This is a genomic window from Pseudomonas sp. GW823-FHT06B06, assembly GCF_058795195.1.
On sequence record NZ_JBXAHO010000005.1, the window covers coordinates 171,544 to 191,857 of the forward strand.

16 protein-coding genes are annotated in these 20,314 nt (G+C 58.9%); 4 read left to right on the forward strand and 12 right to left on the reverse strand.

From position 1 onward, the window contains the following. Positions 1-122: 122 nt before the first annotated feature. The 3 genes from AC1Q8Q_RS06610 to AC1Q8Q_RS06620 form a co-directional block, all read right to left on the reverse strand. On the reverse strand, positions 123-761 hold the full coding sequence (locus AC1Q8Q_RS06610) for a LysE family translocator (protein WP_033043244.1): 639 nt from the start codon (positions 759-761) through the stop codon (positions 123-125). Between the two features lie 24 nt (positions 762-785). After that, positions 786-1,220, reverse strand: a complete 435-nt coding sequence (locus tag AC1Q8Q_RS06615; RefSeq protein WP_168758887.1) for an NUDIX hydrolase — start codon at positions 1,218-1,220, stop codon at positions 786-788. A gap of 183 nt (positions 1,221-1,403) precedes the next feature. Further along, complete coding sequence (locus AC1Q8Q_RS06620; RefSeq protein WP_492614906.1) at positions 1,404-2,225, reverse strand: carbon-nitrogen hydrolase family protein; 822 nt, start codon at positions 2,223-2,225, stop codon at positions 1,404-1,406. A 118-nt stretch (positions 2,226-2,343) separates the two neighbouring features. Between AC1Q8Q_RS06620 and AC1Q8Q_RS06625 the strand changes: the two genes are divergently transcribed. Beyond that, positions 2,344-3,147, forward strand: coding sequence for a helix-turn-helix transcriptional regulator (locus tag AC1Q8Q_RS06625; protein WP_033045134.1), 804 nt, complete (start codon positions 2,344-2,346; stop codon positions 3,145-3,147). Positions 3,148-3,256: 109 nt separating this feature from the next. Further along, a complete protein-coding gene (locus tag AC1Q8Q_RS06630) occupies positions 3,257-4,876 on the forward strand; it encodes an FMN-binding glutamate synthase family protein (protein ID WP_033045133.1) in 1,620 nt (539 codons plus the stop codon). A 24-nt stretch (positions 4,877-4,900) separates the two neighbouring features. Here the strand turns inward: AC1Q8Q_RS06630 and AC1Q8Q_RS06635 are convergent, their stop codons facing one another. From AC1Q8Q_RS06635 to AC1Q8Q_RS06645, 3 genes are read right to left on the reverse strand one after another with little or no spacing between them, the layout of a single operon-like run. After that, positions 4,901-6,409, reverse strand: a complete 1,509-nt coding sequence (locus AC1Q8Q_RS06635) for a glucosyltransferase domain-containing protein (RefSeq protein ID WP_492614907.1) — start codon at positions 6,407-6,409, stop codon at positions 4,901-4,903. Continuing rightward, positions 6,410-7,351, reverse strand: coding sequence for a glycosyltransferase family 2 protein (locus AC1Q8Q_RS06640; protein ID WP_168758892.1), 942 nt, complete (start codon positions 7,349-7,351; stop codon positions 6,410-6,412). It abuts the gene before it with no gap. Next, positions 7,348-7,722, reverse strand: a complete 375-nt coding sequence (locus tag AC1Q8Q_RS06645) for a GtrA family protein (RefSeq protein WP_020800893.1) — start codon at positions 7,720-7,722, stop codon at positions 7,348-7,350. The genes AC1Q8Q_RS06640 and AC1Q8Q_RS06645 overlap by 4 nt, the downstream gene beginning before the upstream one ends. A gap of 248 nt (positions 7,723-7,970) precedes the next feature. Here AC1Q8Q_RS06645 and AC1Q8Q_RS06650 point away from each other — a divergent pair, with 248 nt between their 5' ends. Next, a complete protein-coding gene (locus AC1Q8Q_RS06650) occupies positions 7,971-9,098 on the forward strand; it encodes an OpgC family protein (protein WP_033045130.1) in 1,128 nt (375 codons plus the stop codon). A gap of 137 nt (positions 9,099-9,235) precedes the next feature. On the opposite strand, the gene AC1Q8Q_RS06655 is transcribed toward AC1Q8Q_RS06650, so the two are convergent. Next, positions 9,236-10,657 (reverse strand): amino acid permease, encoded by a 1,422-nt coding sequence (locus AC1Q8Q_RS06655; protein WP_083349714.1) that lies wholly within the window; start codon positions 10,655-10,657, stop codon positions 9,236-9,238. Between the two features lie 471 nt (positions 10,658-11,128). On the opposite strand from AC1Q8Q_RS06655, the gene AC1Q8Q_RS06660 reads away from it, so the two are divergent. Next, the gene (locus AC1Q8Q_RS06660; protein WP_492614908.1) at positions 11,129-14,254 is read left to right on the forward strand and encodes a transglycosylase domain-containing protein; all 3,126 of its coding nucleotides are present in this window, start codon (positions 11,129-11,131) and stop codon (positions 14,252-14,254) included. Between the two features lie 73 nt (positions 14,255-14,327). On the opposite strand, the gene AC1Q8Q_RS06665 is transcribed toward AC1Q8Q_RS06660, so the two are convergent. From AC1Q8Q_RS06665 to AC1Q8Q_RS06685, 5 genes are all read right to left on the reverse strand, one after another. Continuing rightward, the gene (locus AC1Q8Q_RS06665; RefSeq protein ID WP_492614909.1) at positions 14,328-15,545 is read right to left on the reverse strand and encodes a hypothetical protein; all 1,218 of its coding nucleotides are present in this window, start codon (positions 15,543-15,545) and stop codon (positions 14,328-14,330) included. A gap of 30 nt (positions 15,546-15,575) precedes the next feature. After that, entirely contained in the window at positions 15,576-16,076 is a 501-nt protein-coding gene (locus AC1Q8Q_RS06670; RefSeq protein ID WP_168758896.1) for a CS1 type fimbrial major subunit, read from the reverse strand. A gap of 3 nt (positions 16,077-16,079) precedes the next feature. Further along, positions 16,080-16,820, reverse strand: coding sequence for a hypothetical protein (locus tag AC1Q8Q_RS06675; protein ID WP_020797447.1), 741 nt, complete (start codon positions 16,818-16,820; stop codon positions 16,080-16,082). A 37-nt stretch (positions 16,821-16,857) separates the two neighbouring features. After that, entirely contained in the window at positions 16,858-19,380 is a 2,523-nt protein-coding gene (locus AC1Q8Q_RS06680; protein ID WP_492614910.1) for a TcfC E-set like domain-containing protein, read from the reverse strand. Positions 19,381-19,489: 109 nt separating this feature from the next. After that, positions 19,490-19,978, reverse strand: a complete 489-nt coding sequence (locus tag AC1Q8Q_RS06685) for a CS1 type fimbrial major subunit (RefSeq protein WP_492614911.1) — start codon at positions 19,976-19,978, stop codon at positions 19,490-19,492. Positions 19,979-20,314 lie beyond the last annotated feature (336 nt).

The window sequence follows — 20,314 nt, forward strand, 5'->3', positions numbered from 1 at the left end:
GGGGACTTGTCCCCGTTGGAGTGCAAAGCACTCCCCTGCAATTTTTCAGACAAACATTGCTCGTGGGTATCAGGGCCGCTTCGCAGCCCAACGGGGACAAGTCCCCTCGCCACAAAAGCTGCTCAAGCCATCCGTTTTTGCTCGAGCATCAAGCGCAACGCCAGTGCCGACAACACAAAGCCCATGAAATAACGCTGCAATGCCAGCCAGGTCGGATTGCTGATAAACCATGACGCGATGCCCGACGCGAACAGGGCGATCATCAGGTTCACGCAGAAACTGACGCTGATCTGGGTCAGGCCCAGGACGATACTTTGAGTGAACACCGAACCGTGCTCAGGGGTGATGAATTGCGGAAACACCGACAGGTAGAACACCGCAATCTTCGGATTCAGGGCGCTGGTGAGAAAACCCATGGTGATCAACTTGCGCGACGAATCCGGTGGTAGTTGTTGCGCTTCGAACGGCGAACGCGCTCCCGGCTTGACCGCCTGCCAGGCGAGCCACAACAGGTACAGTGCGCCGGCCCACTTCAACACTTCGTAGGCCATCGGCACCGCCAGGAACACGGCGGTCAACCCGGCCGCGGCGGCGAACAGATGCACAAAGAAACCCGCGACCACGCCGAGCAACGAAGTGACCCCAGCCTTGCGGCCCTGGCAGATCGAACGGGAGATCAGGTAGATCATGTTCGGCCCCGGTGTCAGCACCATCAACAACGCGGCAGCGGCGAAAATCAGCAGGTCTTGAAGCGGGATCATGGGCGAAGTCCTTTGCGTAAATGATCAGGCGGTCGCGGTCAGCGAAGCTCGATAAAACGGCAGGATCAGGTCCCGTGTCAATGGCGCCAGAACGACACCACCGTCGGTACCCGGATCAATCCAGAGCACCTCTTCGATCTCGGCGGCCGGGGACACATCGGTGTCGATGGTCAGCAGAAACAGTTCGGCCTGTACGACAAAACCCGGTTCATTGGCGGCAGGGGCCGAGAACTGCCCGAGGAAAGTGGCTTGCGTCGGATCGATGACCAGCCCCAACTCCTCTTCCAGCTCCCGGGCCAGTGCGCTGGCCGGTTGCTCATGGGCCTCGATCTTGCCGCCCGGTTGCATGAATGCCTGGGTGCCGCGCTTGCGCACCAGCAGCGTACGGCCGTCCGGGCCGATCAACAGGGCGGCGGCGATGTGGATAAGTCCGCAAGATTGGGCAGCAAACGTCGACATGAACAAAGGCCTTTGACTCAAAAGCGCCAAGGATCACATGTCCGCCACCGATTGTGTAGGAGTCGGTTGATCGTTCCCACGCTCCGCGTGGGAATGCAGCCCGGGACGCTCCGCGTCCCAAATCAAAAGCCGAACGCAGAGCGTCCGTTGATGCATTCCCACGCAGAGCGTGGGAACGATCAGTTAACGCGCAGGAATCATCAGCTCCCGCAATCCACAAGCATGTTCGACCAATTCCCCTGGCAACTTCAGCCGCTGATCCTCCAGGTATCGATAATCCCGACGCGCCGCCGTCAACCGCTCCAGGTCCAGCTCCAGTGCAAACTGCCCCTCGTCGCGCCCGGCCTCGAACAACAGCGTGCCCAAGGGATCGACCAACGCACTGCCGCCAGCAAACAACACACCGCCATCGCCCTCTTCCACCCGGTTGACCATCAGTGCAAACGCCTGGTTTTCCTGGGCTCGGGCCATGATCGCCGTGCGGTGAGTGGGACCGTAGGGGTCCATGTTGCCATTGGTCACCAATAACAATTCGGCATCCAGTTGCGCCAGGGCGCGTGCGGTTTCCGGGAACTCGATGTCGTAGCAGATCAGCAAACCAACTCGCACCCCGTTCCACAGGCAGGTGGCGAAGCGATCACCGGCCTCATACACGCCACGCTCCGACGGCCACAGGTGCGTCTTGCGATACTTGAGGGCGATACCCTCGGGGGTAATCAGCAACGTAGTGTTGTAGAACCGGCCGTTGTCGCGCTCGCTGGTGCCGATGACCACGGCAATGTTGCGATCACGGGCGGCTGCGACAATCGCACTGACGGTCGGGCCCTCCAGCGGTTCGGCAACCTCGGCCACGGACTCCGCGCACGGGAAGCCCATCAGGTGGCTTTCCGGGAACATGATCAGTTGCGTATCGGCAGCGCAGGCGTTGATCGCCACCAGGGCTCGTTCGAGGTTGTAAGCCGTGTCATTGTCACGGCCCGCCAATTGGGCGAGTTCGACTTTCATGGGGAGTCCTTGTTCTGAACGCCGGAAAGATTGCCCGGTCGTTGTGTGTGCGCCAGTATGCGCAGCAAGCACGCGGTCGAAAATCACGCCGCCGGGGTAACACGATAGGGGTAGAGGCATGACACTCGCGTTGGACGACATCGCCTGGCACCGCTCGGTCGGGCAATTGATCGATGCCTTGGACAAGCCCAATTTCTGGACGCAGTTGGTGCGCTTGCTGGATCAATACGTGCCCTGCGATAGCTGGGTGGCCTTGCTGTTCAGCGCCGACCAGCACCCACAGGTGTTTGCTGAATGCCCAGGCATTGACGCCAGCCCCGACCCGCTGTTCCAGGATTACCTGCGCGGCCTGTACCTGCTCGACCCGTTCTATATCGCCTGCCGCGAGCAGTCGCGCAGCGGTTTGTATCGCCTGTCGGAAGTCGCGCCGGAGCAGTTCGAACTCACCGAGTACTATCAACGATACTTTCGTGTGAATGTCGTGGCCGACGAAATACAGTTTAATTGCCAACTGGAGGGCGATCGCACCTTGTGCCTGTCACTGGGCAGCCAGCAACGCTTCAGTGCGCAGCAGATTGCCCTGCTTTCGCTGATCCAGCCCTGGGTGCTCGGGTTGTTGCGCCAGCGCCTGCCCTACGAGACCAACGAAGTGCTGGCGGCCTCTGCCCCCGCGCCGGTACAAGGCGACTGGCGCGTGCAACTGGAAGCTTCGGTGCAGCAACTCATGGGCGCACAATTGACCGCCCGGGAGCTGGATGTCGGGCGCTTGATGCTCAGCGGCTGCTCCAGCAAGGAAATCGCCCGCAAACTGGAAATCTCGATCGAGACCGTGAAAGTCCATAAGAAACACATGTACAGCAAGCTGGGGATCAAGTCCCAGTCCGAGCTGTTTTCGATTTTTCTCCAGGCACAAAACGCCTGAAAAGATCGCAGCCTTCGGCAGCGCCTAAAAAGGCAAGCCATGCACCCACCTGTAGGAGCTGCCGAAGGCTGCGATCTTTAAAAACCGAGTCCGAACCCAAGGAAACCGTATGAGCCTGTCACTCCTGAGCCGCTACGCCTTCTTTGCCGTCTGCGTAATTTTCACCCTCGCCAGCCTGCCCTTCCTCGATCACGACTGGCTCTGGCCAATCACTGTCGTTACCGGCATCCTCAGCCTGATCGGCATTTTCGATCTACTGCAAAGCCCCCACGCGGTGCGCCGCAATTACCCGATCCTGGGCAACATCCGTTACCTGGTCGAAGCGATTCGCCCGGAAATCCGTCAATACCTGCTCGAATCCGACAGCGACGCCCTGCCCTTTTCCCGCGCCCAGCGTTCGCTGGTCTATTCCCGCGCCAAGAATGAGAGTGCCGACAAACCATTCGGTACCTTGATCGACGTGTACCAGTCCGGCTTTGAATTCATCGGCCACTCGATGCGTCCCGCCCCCTTGAGCGACCCCAGCGGTTTCCGCGTCACCGTCGGCGGCCCGCAGTGCACCCAGCCGTATTCGGCGTCGGTGTTCAACATCTCGGCCATGAGCTTCGGCTCGCTCAGCGCCAACGCCATCCGCGCGCTGAACCAGGGCGCCAAGCTCGGCAACTTCGCCCATGACACCGGTGAAGGCAGCATCAGCCCCTATCACCGCGAACACGGCGGCGATCTGACGTGGGAGCTGGGCAGCGGATATTTCGGTTGCCGCACGGCCGACGGGCGCTTCGACCCGGAACGCTTCGCCGCTCAAGCACGAACACCTCAAGTGCGGATGATCGAAATCAAGATGAGCCAGGGCGCCAAGCCGGGCCATGGCGGGATCCTGCCCAAGCACAAGGTCACTCGGGAGATCGCCGACACCCGCGGCATTCTGATGGGCGAAGACTGCATCTCGCCGTCACGCCACAGCGCGTTTTCCACGCCGATAGAGCTGATGCATTTCATCCAGCAATTGCGCGAGTTGTCCGGCGGTAAACCGGTGGGCTTCAAATTCTGCCTGGGGCATCCGTGGGAGTTCATGGGCATCGCCAAGGCCATGTTGGAGACCGGCATTCTCCCGGACTTCATCGTCGTCGACGGCAAGGAAGGTGGCACCGGTGCCGCGCCCGTGGAATTCACCGACCACATCGGCGTGCCGATGCGCGAAGGTTTGTTGTTCGTGCACAACACCCTGGTGGGATTGAACCTGCGGGACAAAATCAAGCTCGGCGCCAGCGGCAAGATCGTCAGCGCGTTCGATATCGCCAGCGTGCTGGCCATCGGCGCCGACTGGGCCAACTCGGCGCGCGGGTTCATGTTCGCCATCGGCTGCATCCAGTCGCAAAGCTGCCACACCAACAAATGCCCGACCGGCGTCGCCACCCAGGATACGTTGCGACAGCGCGCGCTGGTGGTACCGGACAAGGCCCAACGCGTGTACAACTTCCATCGCAACACCCTCAAGGGCCTGGCCGAGATGCTCGCCGCCGCGGGCCTTGAACACCCATCGCAGCTGTCGGCCAAGCACTTGGTACGGCGCATGTCGGCGACCGAGATCAAACTGTTCTCGCAGCTGCATGTGTTCCTTAAACCAGGAGAGTTGCTGACCGGTGAAATCAATGGCGAGTTCTACTCGCGGATGTGGCAGATGGCACGGGCGGACAGTTTCGAGCCCAATGAGGTGGCGGCGGCCTGACCTTCGCGGCCCCGACATTGCGCGTCACCAACGCAGCGATTTGATCGGGGCCGGCTCCTTCATGACGATGAAGCCGTAATCGCCAATCAGGTAAATTCGGTAGAACTGGCTTTCCACCAGCGGCGAGTAGTCTAGATAACCCACCCGTGTCGCGTTGCGCCGCTCCTTCTCCGCCACCACGTTGGTGATGCCCACTTTCGGCAGGTTTTCAGCCAGCATGTAGAAGTCGACGTTCAGCAGATAATGCAACACCGGCAGTTGCTTGAACGAACCCGCGGCTCCCAGCAGCCAGTGATCGGAATAGGTCACCGACATGTAGATGCGTTTGGCGTCACGCAAGGGTTGATGGCTGGCGATGTCGCGTTCAAGGCTGCTCAGCGCACTGCTGGCGAAGGCCTTTTGCACCGTCAGGACCCGGCCATAGGCAAACGACAACGACAGCATGGCCAGCAGCGGCACCAGCAACAACAGTGGCAGGCGTTCATGAAGCATTGCCAGCGCCAGATGACTCAAATAGAACAGCAGCACCAGCAACACCGCAAACCCCATCAAGGTCCTGGCGCCTTCATTGAAGTCGCGAAAGAGCAGCGCGACACCGGACACCAACAACACCAAGACCGGCACGGTCAGCAGACACAGCAGGCCGATCAGGAGCTTCTTGGTTGCGCTGTCCTTGCGCCTGATAATTTCCAATGCCAGACAAACAGCGCCGGCAACGGCGCACAGCAACAACCCGGCAGACACCCAGGAAAATCCGCCATGGAACAGCAGCACGACTTTTTCCAGCACTCGCGCGATGTTCATGTGGATTTGCAGCAAAGGCTGCGTTCCCCCGTTGAGCAGCAACGTGCGGTCCTGTCCCATGAAGGGAAATGCACTGACGCAGTAAATCAGCCAGCCGAGAAGCAGCTGGGCGATCCTCCAGCCGATCAAGCCGCCCCACCGCTCCCAGGCCACTTGGTCATTGACTGCCCTGAGCACTTCCAGACAGCACAGGCCAAGAAACACATTGATGCTGACTTGATACAAGCCCAGCGCCAGCGCGATCAGGAAGGAAGGCACCAGCCATTGCAAAATACGTGAAGGGTGATGAAACGTGATGGCGTAGATCACCGCCACCACGCTCAGTGTCATGACCGGACCGTCGTATTGATAGGTCAGGTTTTGCAGGAAGAACGGGTTGTACCAGAGCGGCAACAGCACCAGGCAACAGGCAACGGTCGGTTGGCGGAAGTGATGAAAGGTCAGGCTGGTCAGTGCCCAGGACATGACCAGGGTGGCGATCAACAGCGGCAGGGGAAAGATGTTCGGCGCGCCGTTGCTGAAGGTCAGCGCTTTGTAGAACAACTCGGCGAACAATCGCCCTTCCTTTGCCCAGGCCATACCGGCCGAGAGCGAACGCCAGTTGTCATCGATGTAGGGAAAATCCGCGAGGATCAGCGGCAGGACATACACAAAGGTTGCGAACAGAAAAAACAGCCAGGCCTGGCGGCGAGTGAGTTCCTTGATGAAGAAATCGCTGAACCTGCCCATTTAGGGTTTGCGCCTGTCTTTGCCGCCAACGATGTCCTTGATCACATAGCGCGGCCGGTGCTTGGCTTCGATGTAGATCCGGCCGACGTATTCGCCGAGGATACCGATGCCGATCAGCTGCACACCGCCGAGAAACAGGATAGCAGTCATCAACGAGGGGTAACCGGGCACGCTGTTCCCAAAGAAAATCTTGTCCAGCACCATGTACACCGCGTAGAGCACCGCAAAAATCGAAATCCCGCCGCCGACGTAAGTCCACAGGCGCAGCGGCACGGTGCTGAACGACGTCACACCCTCCAGTGCCAGGTTCCACAATTTCCAGACGTTGAACTTGCTACTGCCTGCCACACGCTCGGCCCGCTCGTATTCCACCACCACCGTGTTGAACCCGGCCCAGGACAACACGCCTTTCATGAACAGTTGATGCTCGGGCAAGGTCCGGATCACGTCCACCACCTTGCGGTCCATGAGCCGGAAATCACCGACGTTCTCTTCGATCCGGGTGTAGGAAATTCGATTCAACAGGTGATAGAACAGCGCCGCGCTGTGGCGCTTCAAGTAACTGTCGGAGGTGCGGTCGCGGCGCTTGGCCAGAACCACGTCCGCGCCTTGTTGCCATTGTTCGATCAACAGCGGGATGACACTGATCGGGTCCTGCAGGTCGACGTCCATCGGGATGACCGCATCGCCGCTGGCATATTCCAGCCCGGCAAACAGCGCCGGTTCCTTGCCGAAATTGCGCGAGAAATTGATCAGCATCACCTGTTCGTCCACCTGCGCCAGGGCCGCGGCCTGTGCGGCGGTGCCATCGGTGCTGCCGTCATTGATAAACACGATCTCGACCTCGGCACCGTCGAGTTTCAACTCACGTCGTACCGCCTGGTAAAACAGGTTGATCGCCTGTTCTTCGTTGAACACCGGGACGATAAGCGAAACCTTCATGAATCACGCTCACGAAACACCACGTATTTGGAAAACAGGAAACCCAGGACCAGGCTCAGGCCGGAAAACAACGCCACGGTCAGCAGGCCATGCAAGCGCCAGACATCGCCGGCATGACCGACGCCGAAGCTGAGCGCACCCATCGCCAGCATGAACGACAGGTAGCCGCCTACCGACGCCTTGGCGTCAAAGGTATAGAGCGCGTTCATATAAAAGGAAAACGAGGCCGCCACGCAAAAGGCCGCCAGGTTACTGGCCGCTTGCGTGAAGCCGGCAGCCACGCTCAATAGAAAAAAGATCTGCCAGTGAATCAGCGTGTTCGCAACGCCAATCACCGTGTAGCTGGACAAGCCTTTGCATGAAAGCCTCATGTAACGCTCCTGCGACAGAACGCTGAATACACAGGTATTTGAGCTTGTCTACTGTCAGAAATCGCAGGTCGGCCAACCTTTCAGACCAGCGGTCAGGACTTGCAATCAGGGCAGGAGACATTCCGAAATACCCCGCCTTTGCAATTGCCGGCGAATCAGTCCACCCTGCGCGCCGCCAATATGTGGCGCGCAACTTTTTGCGCCTTTGGCTAATCCTTTGTTCAATACCTGTCTACGAGCCTGACGTCATGACGCTAGCGCGCGATCACCGGATCGATTTTTTTCGCGGCCTGGCACTGATCTTCATTTTCTGGGATCACGTGCCCCACAACCCTTTGGGTCAAATCACGCTGCGCAACTTCGGGTTCAGCGATGCCGCCGAAGTCTTCGTGTTCCTCGCCGGTTACGCGGCCGTACTGGCCTACGGCAAAGTCCTGGCGCGCGAAGGCTTTTTGATCGCCTGTGTGAAAATCCTGCGCCGCGCCTGGGTGCTCTATGTGGTGCACATCTTCCTGCTGGCAATGCTGATGGGCATTGTATTTTTCGCCAACAGCCACGTGGAAACCCGCGACCTTGTGGAAGAAATGGGCATGCATCATTTCATCAGCGACCCTCAGCAGGCCCTGATCGATGAGTTGTTGCTGCGTTTCAAACCGAACCTGATGGACCCGCTGCCGCTGTATATCGTGCTGCTGGCGGGCTTGCCGCTGGTGCTGCCGATATTGGTACGCAAGGCCTGGCCGGTGGTGGCGGTGTCCTTTGCGCTGTACATGACGGTGCCGTTGTTCGGCTGGAACCTGGCAGCGATCAAGGATGGCGTCTGGTACTTCAACCCCGTGGCCTGGCAACTGCTGTTTGTCCTTGGCGGTGCGGCGGCGATGCATGCTCAACGCCCTCGCGTGCCCGACACCCGGCCGCTGGTGCGCCAGCCGTTGTTCATGATGGCGGCGGTGTATTGCGTAATCGCCGCGGTGCTGACCATCGCCTGGCGCTGGCCTCAGGTCCACGACGCCCTGATGCCCGCCAGCCTGGGCAATCTGCTGTACCCGATCAGTAAGACCAACCTGTCGCCTGTGCGTCTGCTGCACTTCCTGGCGTTGGCCTACGTCACCGCGAAACTGTTGCCCAACACCGGCTGGACGCAAAACTGGCTGGCGCAGCAGAGCTGTCGCATGGGGCGTTTTTCGTTGGAGATTTTCTGCCTGGGCGTGTTGCTGGCGCCTCTGGCGGACATGCTCAATGCGCTGACCGACGATGCGTTCGCCATGCAGATTTTTACCGCGTTGGTGGGGGCCGGGTTGATGGCGTTGCTGGGGGCGTGGCTTGAGTTCAACAAGCGCTTGAATCGACCGGCTTCGGCGGTAGCCGCCTTGTAGGAGCTGGCTTGCCAGCGAAGGCACCCGAAAGTGCGGCGCAATGCCCAAGGACGCCTTCGCCGGCAAGCCGGCTCTTACAGGATGAAAAAAAGCCCCGATCAATTCGATCGGGGCTTTTGCATTTCAGGCGTTACGATTTACGAAGCCGAACGCACCGCACCCTGCGCGATATTGGTCGGTTGCAGCTTGAACACGTAGAACAATACTGTCAGCAGCACCAGGAACGCAGGCCCCACATACAGGGCCACGCGCGTGTCCGGGAAATACGCCATCAAGCCAACCACCAGCACAAGGAATGCCAGAGCCAGGTAAGAGCTGATCGGGTACAGCCACATGCGGTACTTGAGGCCGGCACGCTCGCTGGCGCTCAGGCCTTGGCGGAACTTGAGCTGGGCCAGCAGGATCATCACCCAGGTCCAGATCGCGCCGAAGGTGGCAATCGCCGTCACCCAGACAAACACCTTCTCAGGCACCAGGTAGTTGAGCAACACGCCCAGCAGCAGGGCGCCAATCGACAGCAGCAAGGCGCGACGCGGCACACCATTGCTGGAAGTCTTGGCAAAGCCGGCCGGGGCCTGCCCGTTCTGCGCCAGGCTGTAGAGCATGCGCCCGGTGCTGAAGATACCGCCGTTACAGGACGACAGCGCAGCCGTGATCACCACGAAGTTGATGATGCCCGCCGCAGTTTTGATGCCCAGACGCTCGAAAGTCATCACGAACGGACTGCCCTGGGTACCGATTTCGTTCCACGGGTAGATCGACAGGATCACGAACAGCGCACCGACGTAGAACAGCAGGATCCGCCAGAACACCGAGCCGATGGCGCTGGGAATGGTCTTCTGCGGGTTCTTCGCTTCACCGGCGGTCAGGCCGATCATTTCCACGCCGAGGTAGGCGAACATGACCATTTGCAGGGACATCAACACGCCCTGCACACCGTTTGGCATGAAGCCGCCGTGGGTCCAGAGATTGGAAATCCCCAGGGCCACGCCATCGTTGCCGAAGCCGAATGCGATGATGCCGATGCCACCGAACACCATCGCAATGATGGTGACGATCTTGATCAAGGCGAACCAGAACTCGAACTCACCGAAAGCTTTCACCGCAATCAGGTTGATCGAACCCATGCTGACCAATGCCGCCAGTGCCCATATCCAGCGCGGCACATCAGGGAACCAGACGCCCATGTACACCGCCACGGCTGTGATTTCCGCGACACAGGTCACCAGCCACAGGAACCAGTAGTTCCAACCGGTCAGGAAGCCCGCCAGCGGGCCGAGGTAGTCTTGGGCGTAACGGCTGAACGAGCCGGCGACCGGGTTGTGCACGGCCATCTCGCCGAGCGCACGCATGATCACCAGGATGGCCAGGCCGCCGATGATGTAGGACAGCATGATGGCCGGGCCAGCCATTTCAATGGCCTTGGCCGAACCCAGAAACAGACCGACGCCGATACAGGCACCGAGTGCCATCAAGCGAATATGCCGTTCGCCGAGTTCACGTTTGAGCGGGCCGCCCTGAGCGGTCTCGCCGTGGGGCAGGTGATTGCCTACGGGCATGGGTACAACCTCGTATTGTTATTGGATATATCCACCGAGTGGCGAAGCGTTGACCGATAAGCCATCGCCTGCCTTGACCGACTCTGCTTCGTGGGCAGAACCGTCTTGCAGTCCGAAACCTGCGAGATCAGCGGGGGGTGCAGTATAAAAAGCTCGCGACAGAGATTTTCACTCTATAAACCACAAAAATCAGGTGTAAATCTCGGCGAAAGCGGTATCCACGGAGATGGATTATCTGGGTCTTGTAGGAATTTTCGCTTTTTGAAACGGCGGCGAGTATTGCACGGTATTGGTGCGTCGTCATGCCCCGCTAAACCTCTCGAGGGCTCTGGATCAACCCTGTAGGAGCTGCCGCAGGCTGCGATCTTTTGATTTGCTTTTAAAAGACAAGATCAAAAGATCGCAGCCTGCGGCAGCGCCTACTAAGCTTCAGACAAGTCCGATCAATCTGCGTGAATGGATCAATCGACTATGGGCGCTTTACAGCAAACCGATTCGAGTACAACCGTGGTCCAGACTGAACCTGTGGATGAAGCGCCAATACCTGAAAACCCCCCTCGCAGTCGCGTCAAGCACGGCTGGAAAGCGTTTTGGCTTTTGTTGGTAATCATTGCGATTGTCGTGGGTCTGGCGGCGGCCAAGGAAATGCGTACCTCGAGGTTTCAAGCCAGGGAGGTCAGCAAGTTTGCCAAGACCCTGAGTTATGAACTCAAACCCGGTCCCAGCGACGCCATTCACTACCCTGGCGCGGGCCCATTCGACCTGCGCCTGGGTTACAGCTCGCTGGACGAATTTCTGCCACGCCTTATCAAGCGTGACTACGTCATTTCTGCCCAGACCCGGTTTTCCAAGGCTTTGATGGACTACACAGACAAGGGCCTGTTCGTGCCTTATGCGGAGAAAATCCAGGCTGGGCTGTCAATCACCGATTGCCGCGCCAACCCCTTGTACCAATACAAGTATCCGCAACAGCTCTATTCCAGCTTCGAGGCGATCCCGCCGGTGGTGGTCAACAGCTTGCTGTTCATCGAAAACCGCTTTTTGCTCGACCCTAGCCAGCCCCTCGCCAACCCGGCGGTGGACTGGCCACGGTTCGGCATGGCGGCGTATACCCAAGTCGCCAAGATGCTGCACCTGCCCGGTCAATCGGCGGGTGGCAGTACCCTGGCCACGCAACTTGAGAAGTATCGGCATTCACCCGATGGGTTGACCGTCTCGGGTGGGGAAAAAATTCGCCAGATGATTTCCGCCACCGTGCGCGCCTACCAGGATGGCCCGCAAACGCTCAAGGCTCGGCAGAACGTGGTGCGCGACTACCTCAATAGCGTGCCGCTGTCGGCGGTGCCGGGCCACGGTGAAGTGCATGGCATGGCCGAAGGTTTGCGCGTGTGGTATGGCGCCGACTTCAACAAGGCCAACGAAACCCTGGCGAGCGACGCCACGGATCCAAAAAGCATGGCGGAAAAAGGCCTGGCCCTGCGCGAGATGCTGTCGTTGATGATTGCCCAGCGCCGCCCGTCCCATTACTTGACCAAAGGCCACGATGAACTGGCCGACCTCACCGACAGTCACATTCGTTTGCTGGCACAAAACGGCGTGATCGATGCGCCCTTTGCCGCCGCGGCCCTGGCCAGCAAAGTCACGTATCGCGACTGGGCGACCCAACCGACCATTCAACCAATCGAAACCAACAAGGGCATCAGCGTGGCCCGCAGCCGCCTGGCCGGGTTGCTCAATCGTCCATTGTACGATCTCGATCGGCTTGACCTCTCGGCCACCAGCACCCTGCAAGGCGAGCTGCAAACCCAGGCCACAGCCTATCTCAAACGCCTGGCCGACCCGGCCTATGCCGCTGAAATCGGCCTGATGGGCGAACGCTTGCTGACCCCCACCAGCACCACCCAGGTGCGCTACAGCTTCACACTGTTCGAGCTGACACCGGATGGCTCACGGGTGCGGGTCCAAACCGACAGCACCGATCAACCGTTCGACATCAATGAAGGCAGCAAGCTGGAACTGGGCTCCACGGCGAAAATGCGCGTGCTCACCACTTACCTGCAGATCATTGCCGAGTTGCATGACAAATACGGCGAGATGTCCGTCCCGGACCTGAAGAAAGTCGAGATACCGGAACAGGATCGCCTGAGCCGCTGGGTGGTCGATTACCTGATCCAGAACAAAGACCACAGCCTGCAACCCATGCTCGGCGCCGCGCTGGATCGCAAGTATTCCGCCAGCCCCGGCGAAGCATTTTTCACCGGTGGCGGCTTGCACACGTTCAATAACTTCCGCAAGGAAGACAACGGTCGCAACCCGACCCTGCGCGACGCCCTGCGGGAGTCGATCAACCTGCCGTTCATTCGCCTGATGCGCGACCTGGTGCGCTACACCACGTATTCCGGCCCCAACAACCGGGCCGAATTGCTCAAGGACGACCGCGACCCTCGCCGCCAGGAATACCTGGCCTCGTTTGCCGACCGCGAAGGCACGTCGTTCCTGCTCAAGTTCTGGAAAAAATACAAGAACAAGGACACCCAGGCGCGACTCGAGACCTTCCTCGACAGCATGCGCCCGACCCCGATCCGCCTGGCCGCCGTGCACCGCTACCTGCTGCCGCAGGCCAGCCAGCAGAGCTTCAACACCTTTGTGCGCTCGCACCTCACCGGCGAAAAATCCAGCATCGACAAGGAAAAACTCACCGACGAGCGCCTCGAACGCCTTTACCTGGCTTATGGACCCGGCACCTACGACTTGCCCGACCAGGGCTTCATTGCCAAGGTCCACCCTCTGGACCTGTGGCTGATGGGCTATTTGCTGACCCACCCGGACGCCACGTTCAAGGACATCGTCAAAGCCAGCCAGTTCGAGCGCCAGGAAGTCTATAGCTGGCTGTTCAAGAGTCGGCACAAGGGCGCCCGCGACAACCGAATCCGCACCATTCTGGAGATCGAAGCCTTCCTCGACATTCACCAGCGCTGGCAGCAAGTGGGCTATCCGTTCGATCACCTGGTGCCTTCGCTGGCCACCGCCATCGGTAGCTCCGGCGACCGTCCGGCCGCACTGGCCGAGCTGATCGGCACCATTCTCAACGACGGTGTGCGCATGCCGACGTTGCGCATCGACAGCCTGCACTTCGCAGCGAACACGCCCTATGAAACCAAACTGATCAATGACCCGGACGTCGGCAAACGGGTGATGCCGTCCGAGGTTGCCAAGGCCATGCGCGAAGCCTTGTCACAGGTGGTGGACGCCGGTACGGCCAAGCGCGTCGCCGGTAGCTTCACCACGCCAGACGGCAAGCCGCTGGCCATGGGCGGCAAGACCGGCACCGGCGACAACCGCATCGAAGCCATCGGTTCGGGCGGCCGGATTCTTAGCTCGAAGTCGATCAACCGGACGGCGACCTTCGTGTTCTACATCGGCGACACCCATTTCGGCACCCTGACAGCCTTCGTGCCGGGGCGCTCGGCCGAAGCGTTCAAGTTCACCTCGGCGTTGCCGGTGCAAGTGCTCAAAGGCATGGCACCGATCCTGACGCCGTACCTGCAACCGGGAAGTCACACCGAATGCCTGCCTGTTGAAGTCGCCCGACGCTGATCGCGGGTGGTCATTCGGTTATTTTTGGCAGACCTCGCCCTGAAGGCCGTCACGCCTTCAGGGCACGCGTTATCTATCCCACTTCGGAATCCCAGATCACGGTGATATTGCCCCTGAATTTGGAAGCTTCGCCTGCCTTGATCATGTAGTCCACGTAATAAGGTGCAACTTCGAAATGCAGGGTGCCGGGCGCACGATCTACATAAAAGCCGGGTTTGAATTCCTGGGCGTTCACCTGTCCGACATGCAAAGGACGACGAGTGACCGGTTGACCACTGAGATCCGTCAAGCCGTTGGGCAAGCTGACGCTCAGTTGCACCACGGCGGCTCGCTGGGAAACGGGGTCGCGAATCATGCAATCGAAAAGTCCGGTGATTTCACACTGAAGCTGCATCTTGAAACGGCTAGACGAGGAAATGTTGAAGGTTTGATCGCGAAACAACCGGGTTGGCTTGCGCCCCTGGGTCAGCCAGGACTGCCAGCCTCCCGGCGGAACGAGCTCCACTTGGTTGCCGCCAGGGGGGATATCCACCTTCAAGGTGTGCTCGACATTCAAAGCGAAGTTGAGCGTTATGAGGTTGTCGTCAGGCAACATCAAATCGCCCATGTCGAAATCCTGTTGGGGCCCGACCGAGTAGTTCAAGACCCCCCTATAGGTGCCTGCCGACATCTTGAGTGGGTTAGGCGTGATCAGTTCGTAGGTGAACCCGGTGTTCTCGTAAGCGAACTGGTAGTCTTCAGTAATGTCCTTGTAGGCCTGCTTGGCACAGACACCCGCGTCGGCCGGCACTCTCCAAAAAAACGCATAGTACGTGGCATTGCCGTAGCCTACCCCGCCGTAACGACACGGCGATGGCGCATTGACCCACGAACTGTCCCAGACACCTACGGGAAGCGGGCTTTTAATTCTGTAAGCAGCGCCGATGCCGTTAACACGCATTCTTACCGTCTCGGTTTCACCGGTGCCATCGTGAATGACCGTCAGGTCTTTCCATGACGACGGTACCTTGAACATGGCGCCCTTACGTTGCTCATGCATCGCCTGAATCAGCCCTATCGACCTGAAGCGAATGGGCAACGCAATACTGAAAACGCCGTCTTCGCAGTATTCAGGATGGTCCCCGCAATATCCGCCCTGAGGCGTTGTATTGATAAAGGCATTTTTCATCGGGTTCGCCGGATCGGGACGGAACACTGCGGTCATATCAACGGTGGCCGCGATGGCGGATTGCATGAACGCACACGCCAATACCACACCGCTCAGCGGGATGATTTTTCTGAGCTTTTCCATAATTACTGCACTCCTTTTCCAGGCTCGGGATCAAGCATCGGGCAACACCGCATTAAAAACCATGTTGACGCTGCCAAAGTACCTGCCGGGCTTGTAAACCCCGTTGGCAGGCGGCATCGGGAGAATTTCCAGCAACACGCGTTTTCCGGGTGCTGCATCGGTCAGGGACACCACTTCGCCGCTCTCGTGCTCGCTCAACAATTTGCCGTTGAACAGCACACGCAAGGCGATGTCATCGGCATCGGTGCCGTTAGACAGATAGGGGCGACCGTCAAGCCGCGCTTCGATCGAGCCTGCAACATTCTTCACATCGAAGTACTTGCGCAGGCTGCCCAGTGTCGACGTCGCCAGCCTCCACGGCAGTTGCTGCTCGCGATGAATCCAGCCCGGGTCTGAGGGGATGACGTAAAACGCCGGGGTCGGAATGGTCACGAACACGTCGAAGGTGTGCTCTTCCCGGGCGGCGAAGGCACCCGCGCTCGCCCCCATCACGGCGGCCGACAACAAGACCTGGATCAGTTTCCTGTTCATGGGTCAGCCCTTCACGTCGAGATTTTTGCTGCGTTCACCTTCGACCAAGGTGAAGCGGTATTCGCGACCGGCCTGCTTTTCGAACTCAAAAGTGCGACCTGCGAGGATGTGATGCTTGGTCGTGGGCTGGCAGTCCTGATCGTTTTTGACCGCGCAGTCCTTGAACTCATCGATCACCACAACGGAGTTGCCGTTGTTGCGGATCCGATAGGTGCTTGTGGCGTTTTCAACCGCGCTGTCAAAGCGTGTTTCCTTGGGCCGCACGAAAAACACCGCGCCATAACCTGCCAGCACGGTGACACCGGCGGACAGCGACTTTTTGTAGTCTTCCTGTTCTTCGCTGGACAGCGCGAACGCGTCTTCCTTCTCCGGCACCACCGGTACAAAACGCACCCTGAAATACCGCTCCCGGTCACGCTCGCCCATGTACAGCAAACGCGTGCCCTGCATGCCGTTGGCCGGCACGATCAACCGCGCCGGGCTGGCCATCAAGCCGTCGCGGGAGCTGCCATCGGCATTGGATTGAAGCGGTACTTCCTGCGACTTGCCATCGGCGTCGTAGAGAATCTCGAGGATGTTGACCTTGACGAATGCCGTACTGTCGCCGCCATTGAACACACGTTTCAGGAAGGTGCTTTTATCTCCGTCCAGATAGTCGTAGACGGTACCGATATTGATGCTCGGGCTAGCGTGAGCCGTTTGGGTGAACAAACAAAAACCAACTAATACCAACAGACGTTTCATCGTCCCTACCTCGTTAATTAATCCGGTTTGCCGGGGGTTAACCCGCAGTTCGAGCCTTGAACGTCGCATCCGCCAACGTATCCGGCGTGCAACGCAGATCGCCGATCATCAGCACGTTGTTTTCCGTGCGGCCATCGCTCGGGTCGAGACGGAACTGGCACAGCAACTGGTTGCCGTGGCGCACCTCCAGGGTCGGTGAGCCGGCGTTCATTTCCATGGAGAAGAAGCCGTCCACTTCACTCACCCCGCGACTGGCGTGGTTGATGATGTGGTGGCCCTTGAGCGGGTTGCCCTGCGGGTCGATCAAGCGACCGAGCACGGTCAGGGTTCTCATCACTTTCACCTGGCGATATTCCACCCCCCCTTTGTTCAGGTGATAGCTGGAACGAGCCGGCTGGATGGTGGCTGCGGGAACGTGGTTACCCTCGAAATCGAAACTGACCGAGCTACTTTTGTAGGCGGTGATCGGCACGAAATTGCGCCCTGGCTTGAGTATCGCGCTGCCGCCGCTCAAATCATCGGCGCGCAAGGCGATGTCCTCGATGTCCGACTCCACGTCGATGATCATCCCGGCACCGTTGCGGTGGTATTGGCTGGTCATGACCATTTTTTGCCCGCCGACGGCCACGGTGCTTTCGAGGTTCAAGCCGCCGGTGAGGTCGTTGTTGAAGGACGAACGCTGGATGAAGCCGTCGCCATTGACCAGGTCCGAACTCATGGTCGCCATGGCATTCAAGCCGATGCCATAGGTATCGGTGATGGCCGAGGCGGAGACGCTTTGCAGCACATGGTCCTGCAGGGTTTTGCGATAGGTGATCGAGGCATTGTTATCGCGCCCGCCTTCCCTCGCGGTGCGGGTGCCAATGCTGCCGGAAATCTGTTCACCGGGACCGCCCAACGCGATATTCACACTCAAGTCGATGCCGCGATTGCGGTCGTCTCCCGAACTCACGCTGCCCGGCCGATCGAACAGCGACAGGCGCCAATTGGCATCACTGCCAAACAGTTGAGTGCGCTGGCTCCAGCCCAGGTCCACGCCCGTGCCGTTGATGTTGCCTTCACTGTGGGACACCCGGGCGTTGATTGAGCTTTTAGTGGTGACTCGGTGATTGATCGACAGCGACGAATTGCTGGTTTGGCCGACGAACACATTGCGCTGCCGCACCCGCGTGCCATCGGGCAAGGTGTCGTAGAGCCGAGTGGTGTCGAGCCAGCTGCGGGTGTGACTGGCGACGAGACTGCCGCTGCCGTAGGAATAAAGGCCCTGTACATCGAGGCCGGTGCCGTAGTCTTGAGTCTTGTAGACGTTGGCGAACAGGCTGGCGTTATTGACGATGGCCCAGTCCACCGAGGTGCCGTATTGCAGCGAGTCGCGCACCTGGCGAGCGTTCAGGCCGAGGATTACGCGTGGGTGAAACAGGTAGTTAAACGCCGCACCGGCGGTCATGTCGCCGTCGTCCTGCTCTTCCCAGTTGCTGAGCAACTTCGATTCGCGACCCGCAAACAGGTTGTAGCGCCAGCGCTCCTCATGGTTGCGCCAGTTGCTCGGTTTGTAGACCAGTTCCTGGGTGCTGGAAGTGATTTGGCCGTCTTCGATCAGGCGCACTTCCACTTCATAGATGCCGCCCGGCAGCGCACGCGTATCGAGGGTCTGCAACCCTGCTGGCACGGCCTGGGTGTTGATCAGCAAACCGTCGCGGTAAATCTCCACCGAACCCTGTCGATTGGCGGTGACATAGATGGGGTACACCGCCGGTTTCGGGTTGTTGATGGCCAGGCTGTCGGAGCTGCCGTACATCACCCCCAGCGCGGTGTCGGGGCTGATGCCAAAGGCGCGGGGCTGACGGGTCAAGCCTTCGGAAGTCGGCGTGAAATAACCCAGGCGCAGGAAGTTGCCTTCCAGTTCGCGTTGAGTGAAGAGTTCGTACACGGCGTGGTAGAGCTTGTTGTCCAGGCCACCGAGTCGAGACAGTTGCAAGTTGACCGCCTGGGTCCAGTTGCCCAGGCTGCTGCTGGCGTCCAGGCCGTAGCGTCCGCCAAGGTCCTGATTCTGACCGCCATTGAGGTTCAACTGGTTGCGTATGATCAACCCGGTGCTGCCGTGCTCCGGCAGGTTGTAGTAACGCTGTACCTCACCGTCACGCTCGGCGTTTTCCGTGAGGATCGACACCAGGGAATTTTCAAGGCTGTAATGCACAGCCAACAGCTGCTCGGGGCATTTCGCCTGACAGCCGCCCAAGGCTACGCCCTGCTTCAGATAGTTAGCCCAGGTGTCGCGCTCACTGGGCTTGATGGTGCTGTCGCTGACATCGACGAAGTTAACCAAAGTGACGCGATCGTCGCGCGTCAGCACAATCATCGCTTCACCAAGAAACTGTTGGTCAAGTTCCACGCGCACCGCCATCGGCACATCGAAGAAGTGTTCTTCGAAACCCTTCGGCAAGCCTTTGGCCTGCGCCAGCAAACTTCGAGGTGTGTGGCCGTTTTCCATGGGCGCGGCCACGGCAGTTGCGCAAAAACACAGGGCAAGCGCCGCCGCGATGGGAGTCATCGGGAACATGAACGAAATACTCTGAAGATAAATTCGTTGAAACCCGATCGACAGGCACTGGTTACCCATCGACCGGTAAGTGTTAACGAATAAGGCTGGGCCTTAAGTCATGGCCGACTTAGTTGATGCGTGGAACGGCGTCGAAGATCACGACCGGACTGGCCGTGTAAAGACCTGTCTGAGCAACAAGCGGCTGGGCGGGGGTAATCACCAGATCAGCCCGCATGCCCCCGTTGGATGCGGCATCGCTGACCACTTCCTGGGATGTACCGCTCAAGGTTACGCCGTTGAAGGCGTAGGTCAGTGCGATGAAGTTGGTGCCGTTGTGCAGGGGTTGCGGACCACCTTCCACATAAGCGTTGACCGAACCGAGAGTGTGGCGGATATCGTAAGTCGCACGCAGCGTGCTCAATTTCTCATTTACCACGTCGTAGGCCAATTTTTCATCTTTACCGAATTCAGGATTCACCGGCTGGGCGTGGAATGTGTTGGTGGGAATAAAGGCGCTGATGTTGATGGACGAGCGCGCTTCATCCGCAGCGAACGCCATCGAAGAGCTGAGGGCCAGGAGAGTCGTCGGGACGGCGATTGCAAACTTCTTGAACATTGTTGAGTACCTGTTTTTTTTCAAAGGATTGGTCTGTGGAAAGTTTTAATGAACCGTGCCAGCAACCAGCGTGATGGCATTCCTGCTCAACTTTCGACGCCAACAATGATCAACCAAAATCCTAGGAAAGTAAGTACGAAAACTCCATGCAAGATGTAGTTAAAGTACCCCACGCACCCGTGGAAAAAGCACGAAAAACAACAGAGTAAGACATTTACCTATCAGCCATATCCTACACACAGTTTTTTGAACGAGCCCCATGACCGACAGGACACCGTTCCCCCCTTACGATAGGGGATAGGCAAACAGGGCTTATGACTAATAGCGACGACAAGA

What these genes read in the sequence shown, in the direction of transcription:
- AC1Q8Q_RS06645 (WP_020800893.1), bottom strand. Translation starts at nt 7,722, where the DNA reads ATGAGGCTTTCATGCAAAGGCTTGTCCAGCTACACGGTGATTGGCGTT.
- AC1Q8Q_RS06655 (WP_083349714.1), bottom strand. Translation starts at nt 10,657, where the DNA reads ATGCCCGTAGGCAATCACCTGCCCCACGGCGAGACCGCTCAGGGCGGC.
- AC1Q8Q_RS06670 (WP_168758896.1), bottom strand. Translation starts at nt 16,076, where the DNA reads ATGAACAGGAAACTGATCCAGGTCTTGTTGTCGGCCGCCGTGATGGGG.
- AC1Q8Q_RS06640 (WP_168758892.1), bottom strand. Translation starts at nt 7,351, where the DNA reads ATGAAGGTTTCGCTTATCGTCCCGGTGTTCAACGAAGAACAGGCGATC.
- AC1Q8Q_RS06625 (WP_033045134.1), top strand. Translation starts at nt 2,344, where the DNA reads ATGACACTCGCGTTGGACGACATCGCCTGGCACCGCTCGGTCGGGCAA.
- AC1Q8Q_RS06675 (WP_020797447.1), bottom strand. Translation starts at nt 16,820, where the DNA reads ATGAAACGTCTGTTGGTATTAGTTGGTTTTTGTTTGTTCACCCAAACG.
- AC1Q8Q_RS06610 (WP_033043244.1), bottom strand. Translation starts at nt 761, where the DNA reads ATGATCCCGCTTCAAGACCTGCTGATTTTCGCCGCTGCCGCGTTGTTG.
- AC1Q8Q_RS06665 (WP_492614909.1), bottom strand. Translation starts at nt 15,545, where the DNA reads ATGGAAAAGCTCAGAAAAATCATCCCGCTGAGCGGTGTGGTATTGGCG.
- AC1Q8Q_RS06635 (WP_492614907.1), bottom strand. Translation starts at nt 6,409, where the DNA reads ATGGGCAGGTTCAGCGATTTCTTCATCAAGGAACTCACTCGCCGCCAG.
- AC1Q8Q_RS06615 (WP_168758887.1), bottom strand. Translation starts at nt 1,220, where the DNA reads ATGTCGACGTTTGCTGCCCAATCTTGCGGACTTATCCACATCGCCGCC.
- AC1Q8Q_RS06630 (WP_033045133.1), top strand. Translation starts at nt 3,257, where the DNA reads ATGAGCCTGTCACTCCTGAGCCGCTACGCCTTCTTTGCCGTCTGCGTA.
- AC1Q8Q_RS06685 (WP_492614911.1), bottom strand. Translation starts at nt 19,978, where the DNA reads ATGTTCAAGAAGTTTGCAATCGCCGTCCCGACGACTCTCCTGGCCCTC.
- AC1Q8Q_RS06660 (WP_492614908.1), top strand. Translation starts at nt 11,129, where the DNA reads ATGGGCGCTTTACAGCAAACCGATTCGAGTACAACCGTGGTCCAGACT.
- AC1Q8Q_RS06650 (WP_033045130.1), top strand. Translation starts at nt 7,971, where the DNA reads ATGACGCTAGCGCGCGATCACCGGATCGATTTTTTTCGCGGCCTGGCA.
- AC1Q8Q_RS06620 (WP_492614906.1), bottom strand. Translation starts at nt 2,225, where the DNA reads ATGAAAGTCGAACTCGCCCAATTGGCGGGCCGTGACAATGACACGGCT.
- AC1Q8Q_RS06680 (WP_492614910.1), bottom strand. Translation starts at nt 19,380, where the DNA reads ATGTTCCCGATGACTCCCATCGCGGCGGCGCTTGCCCTGTGTTTTTGC.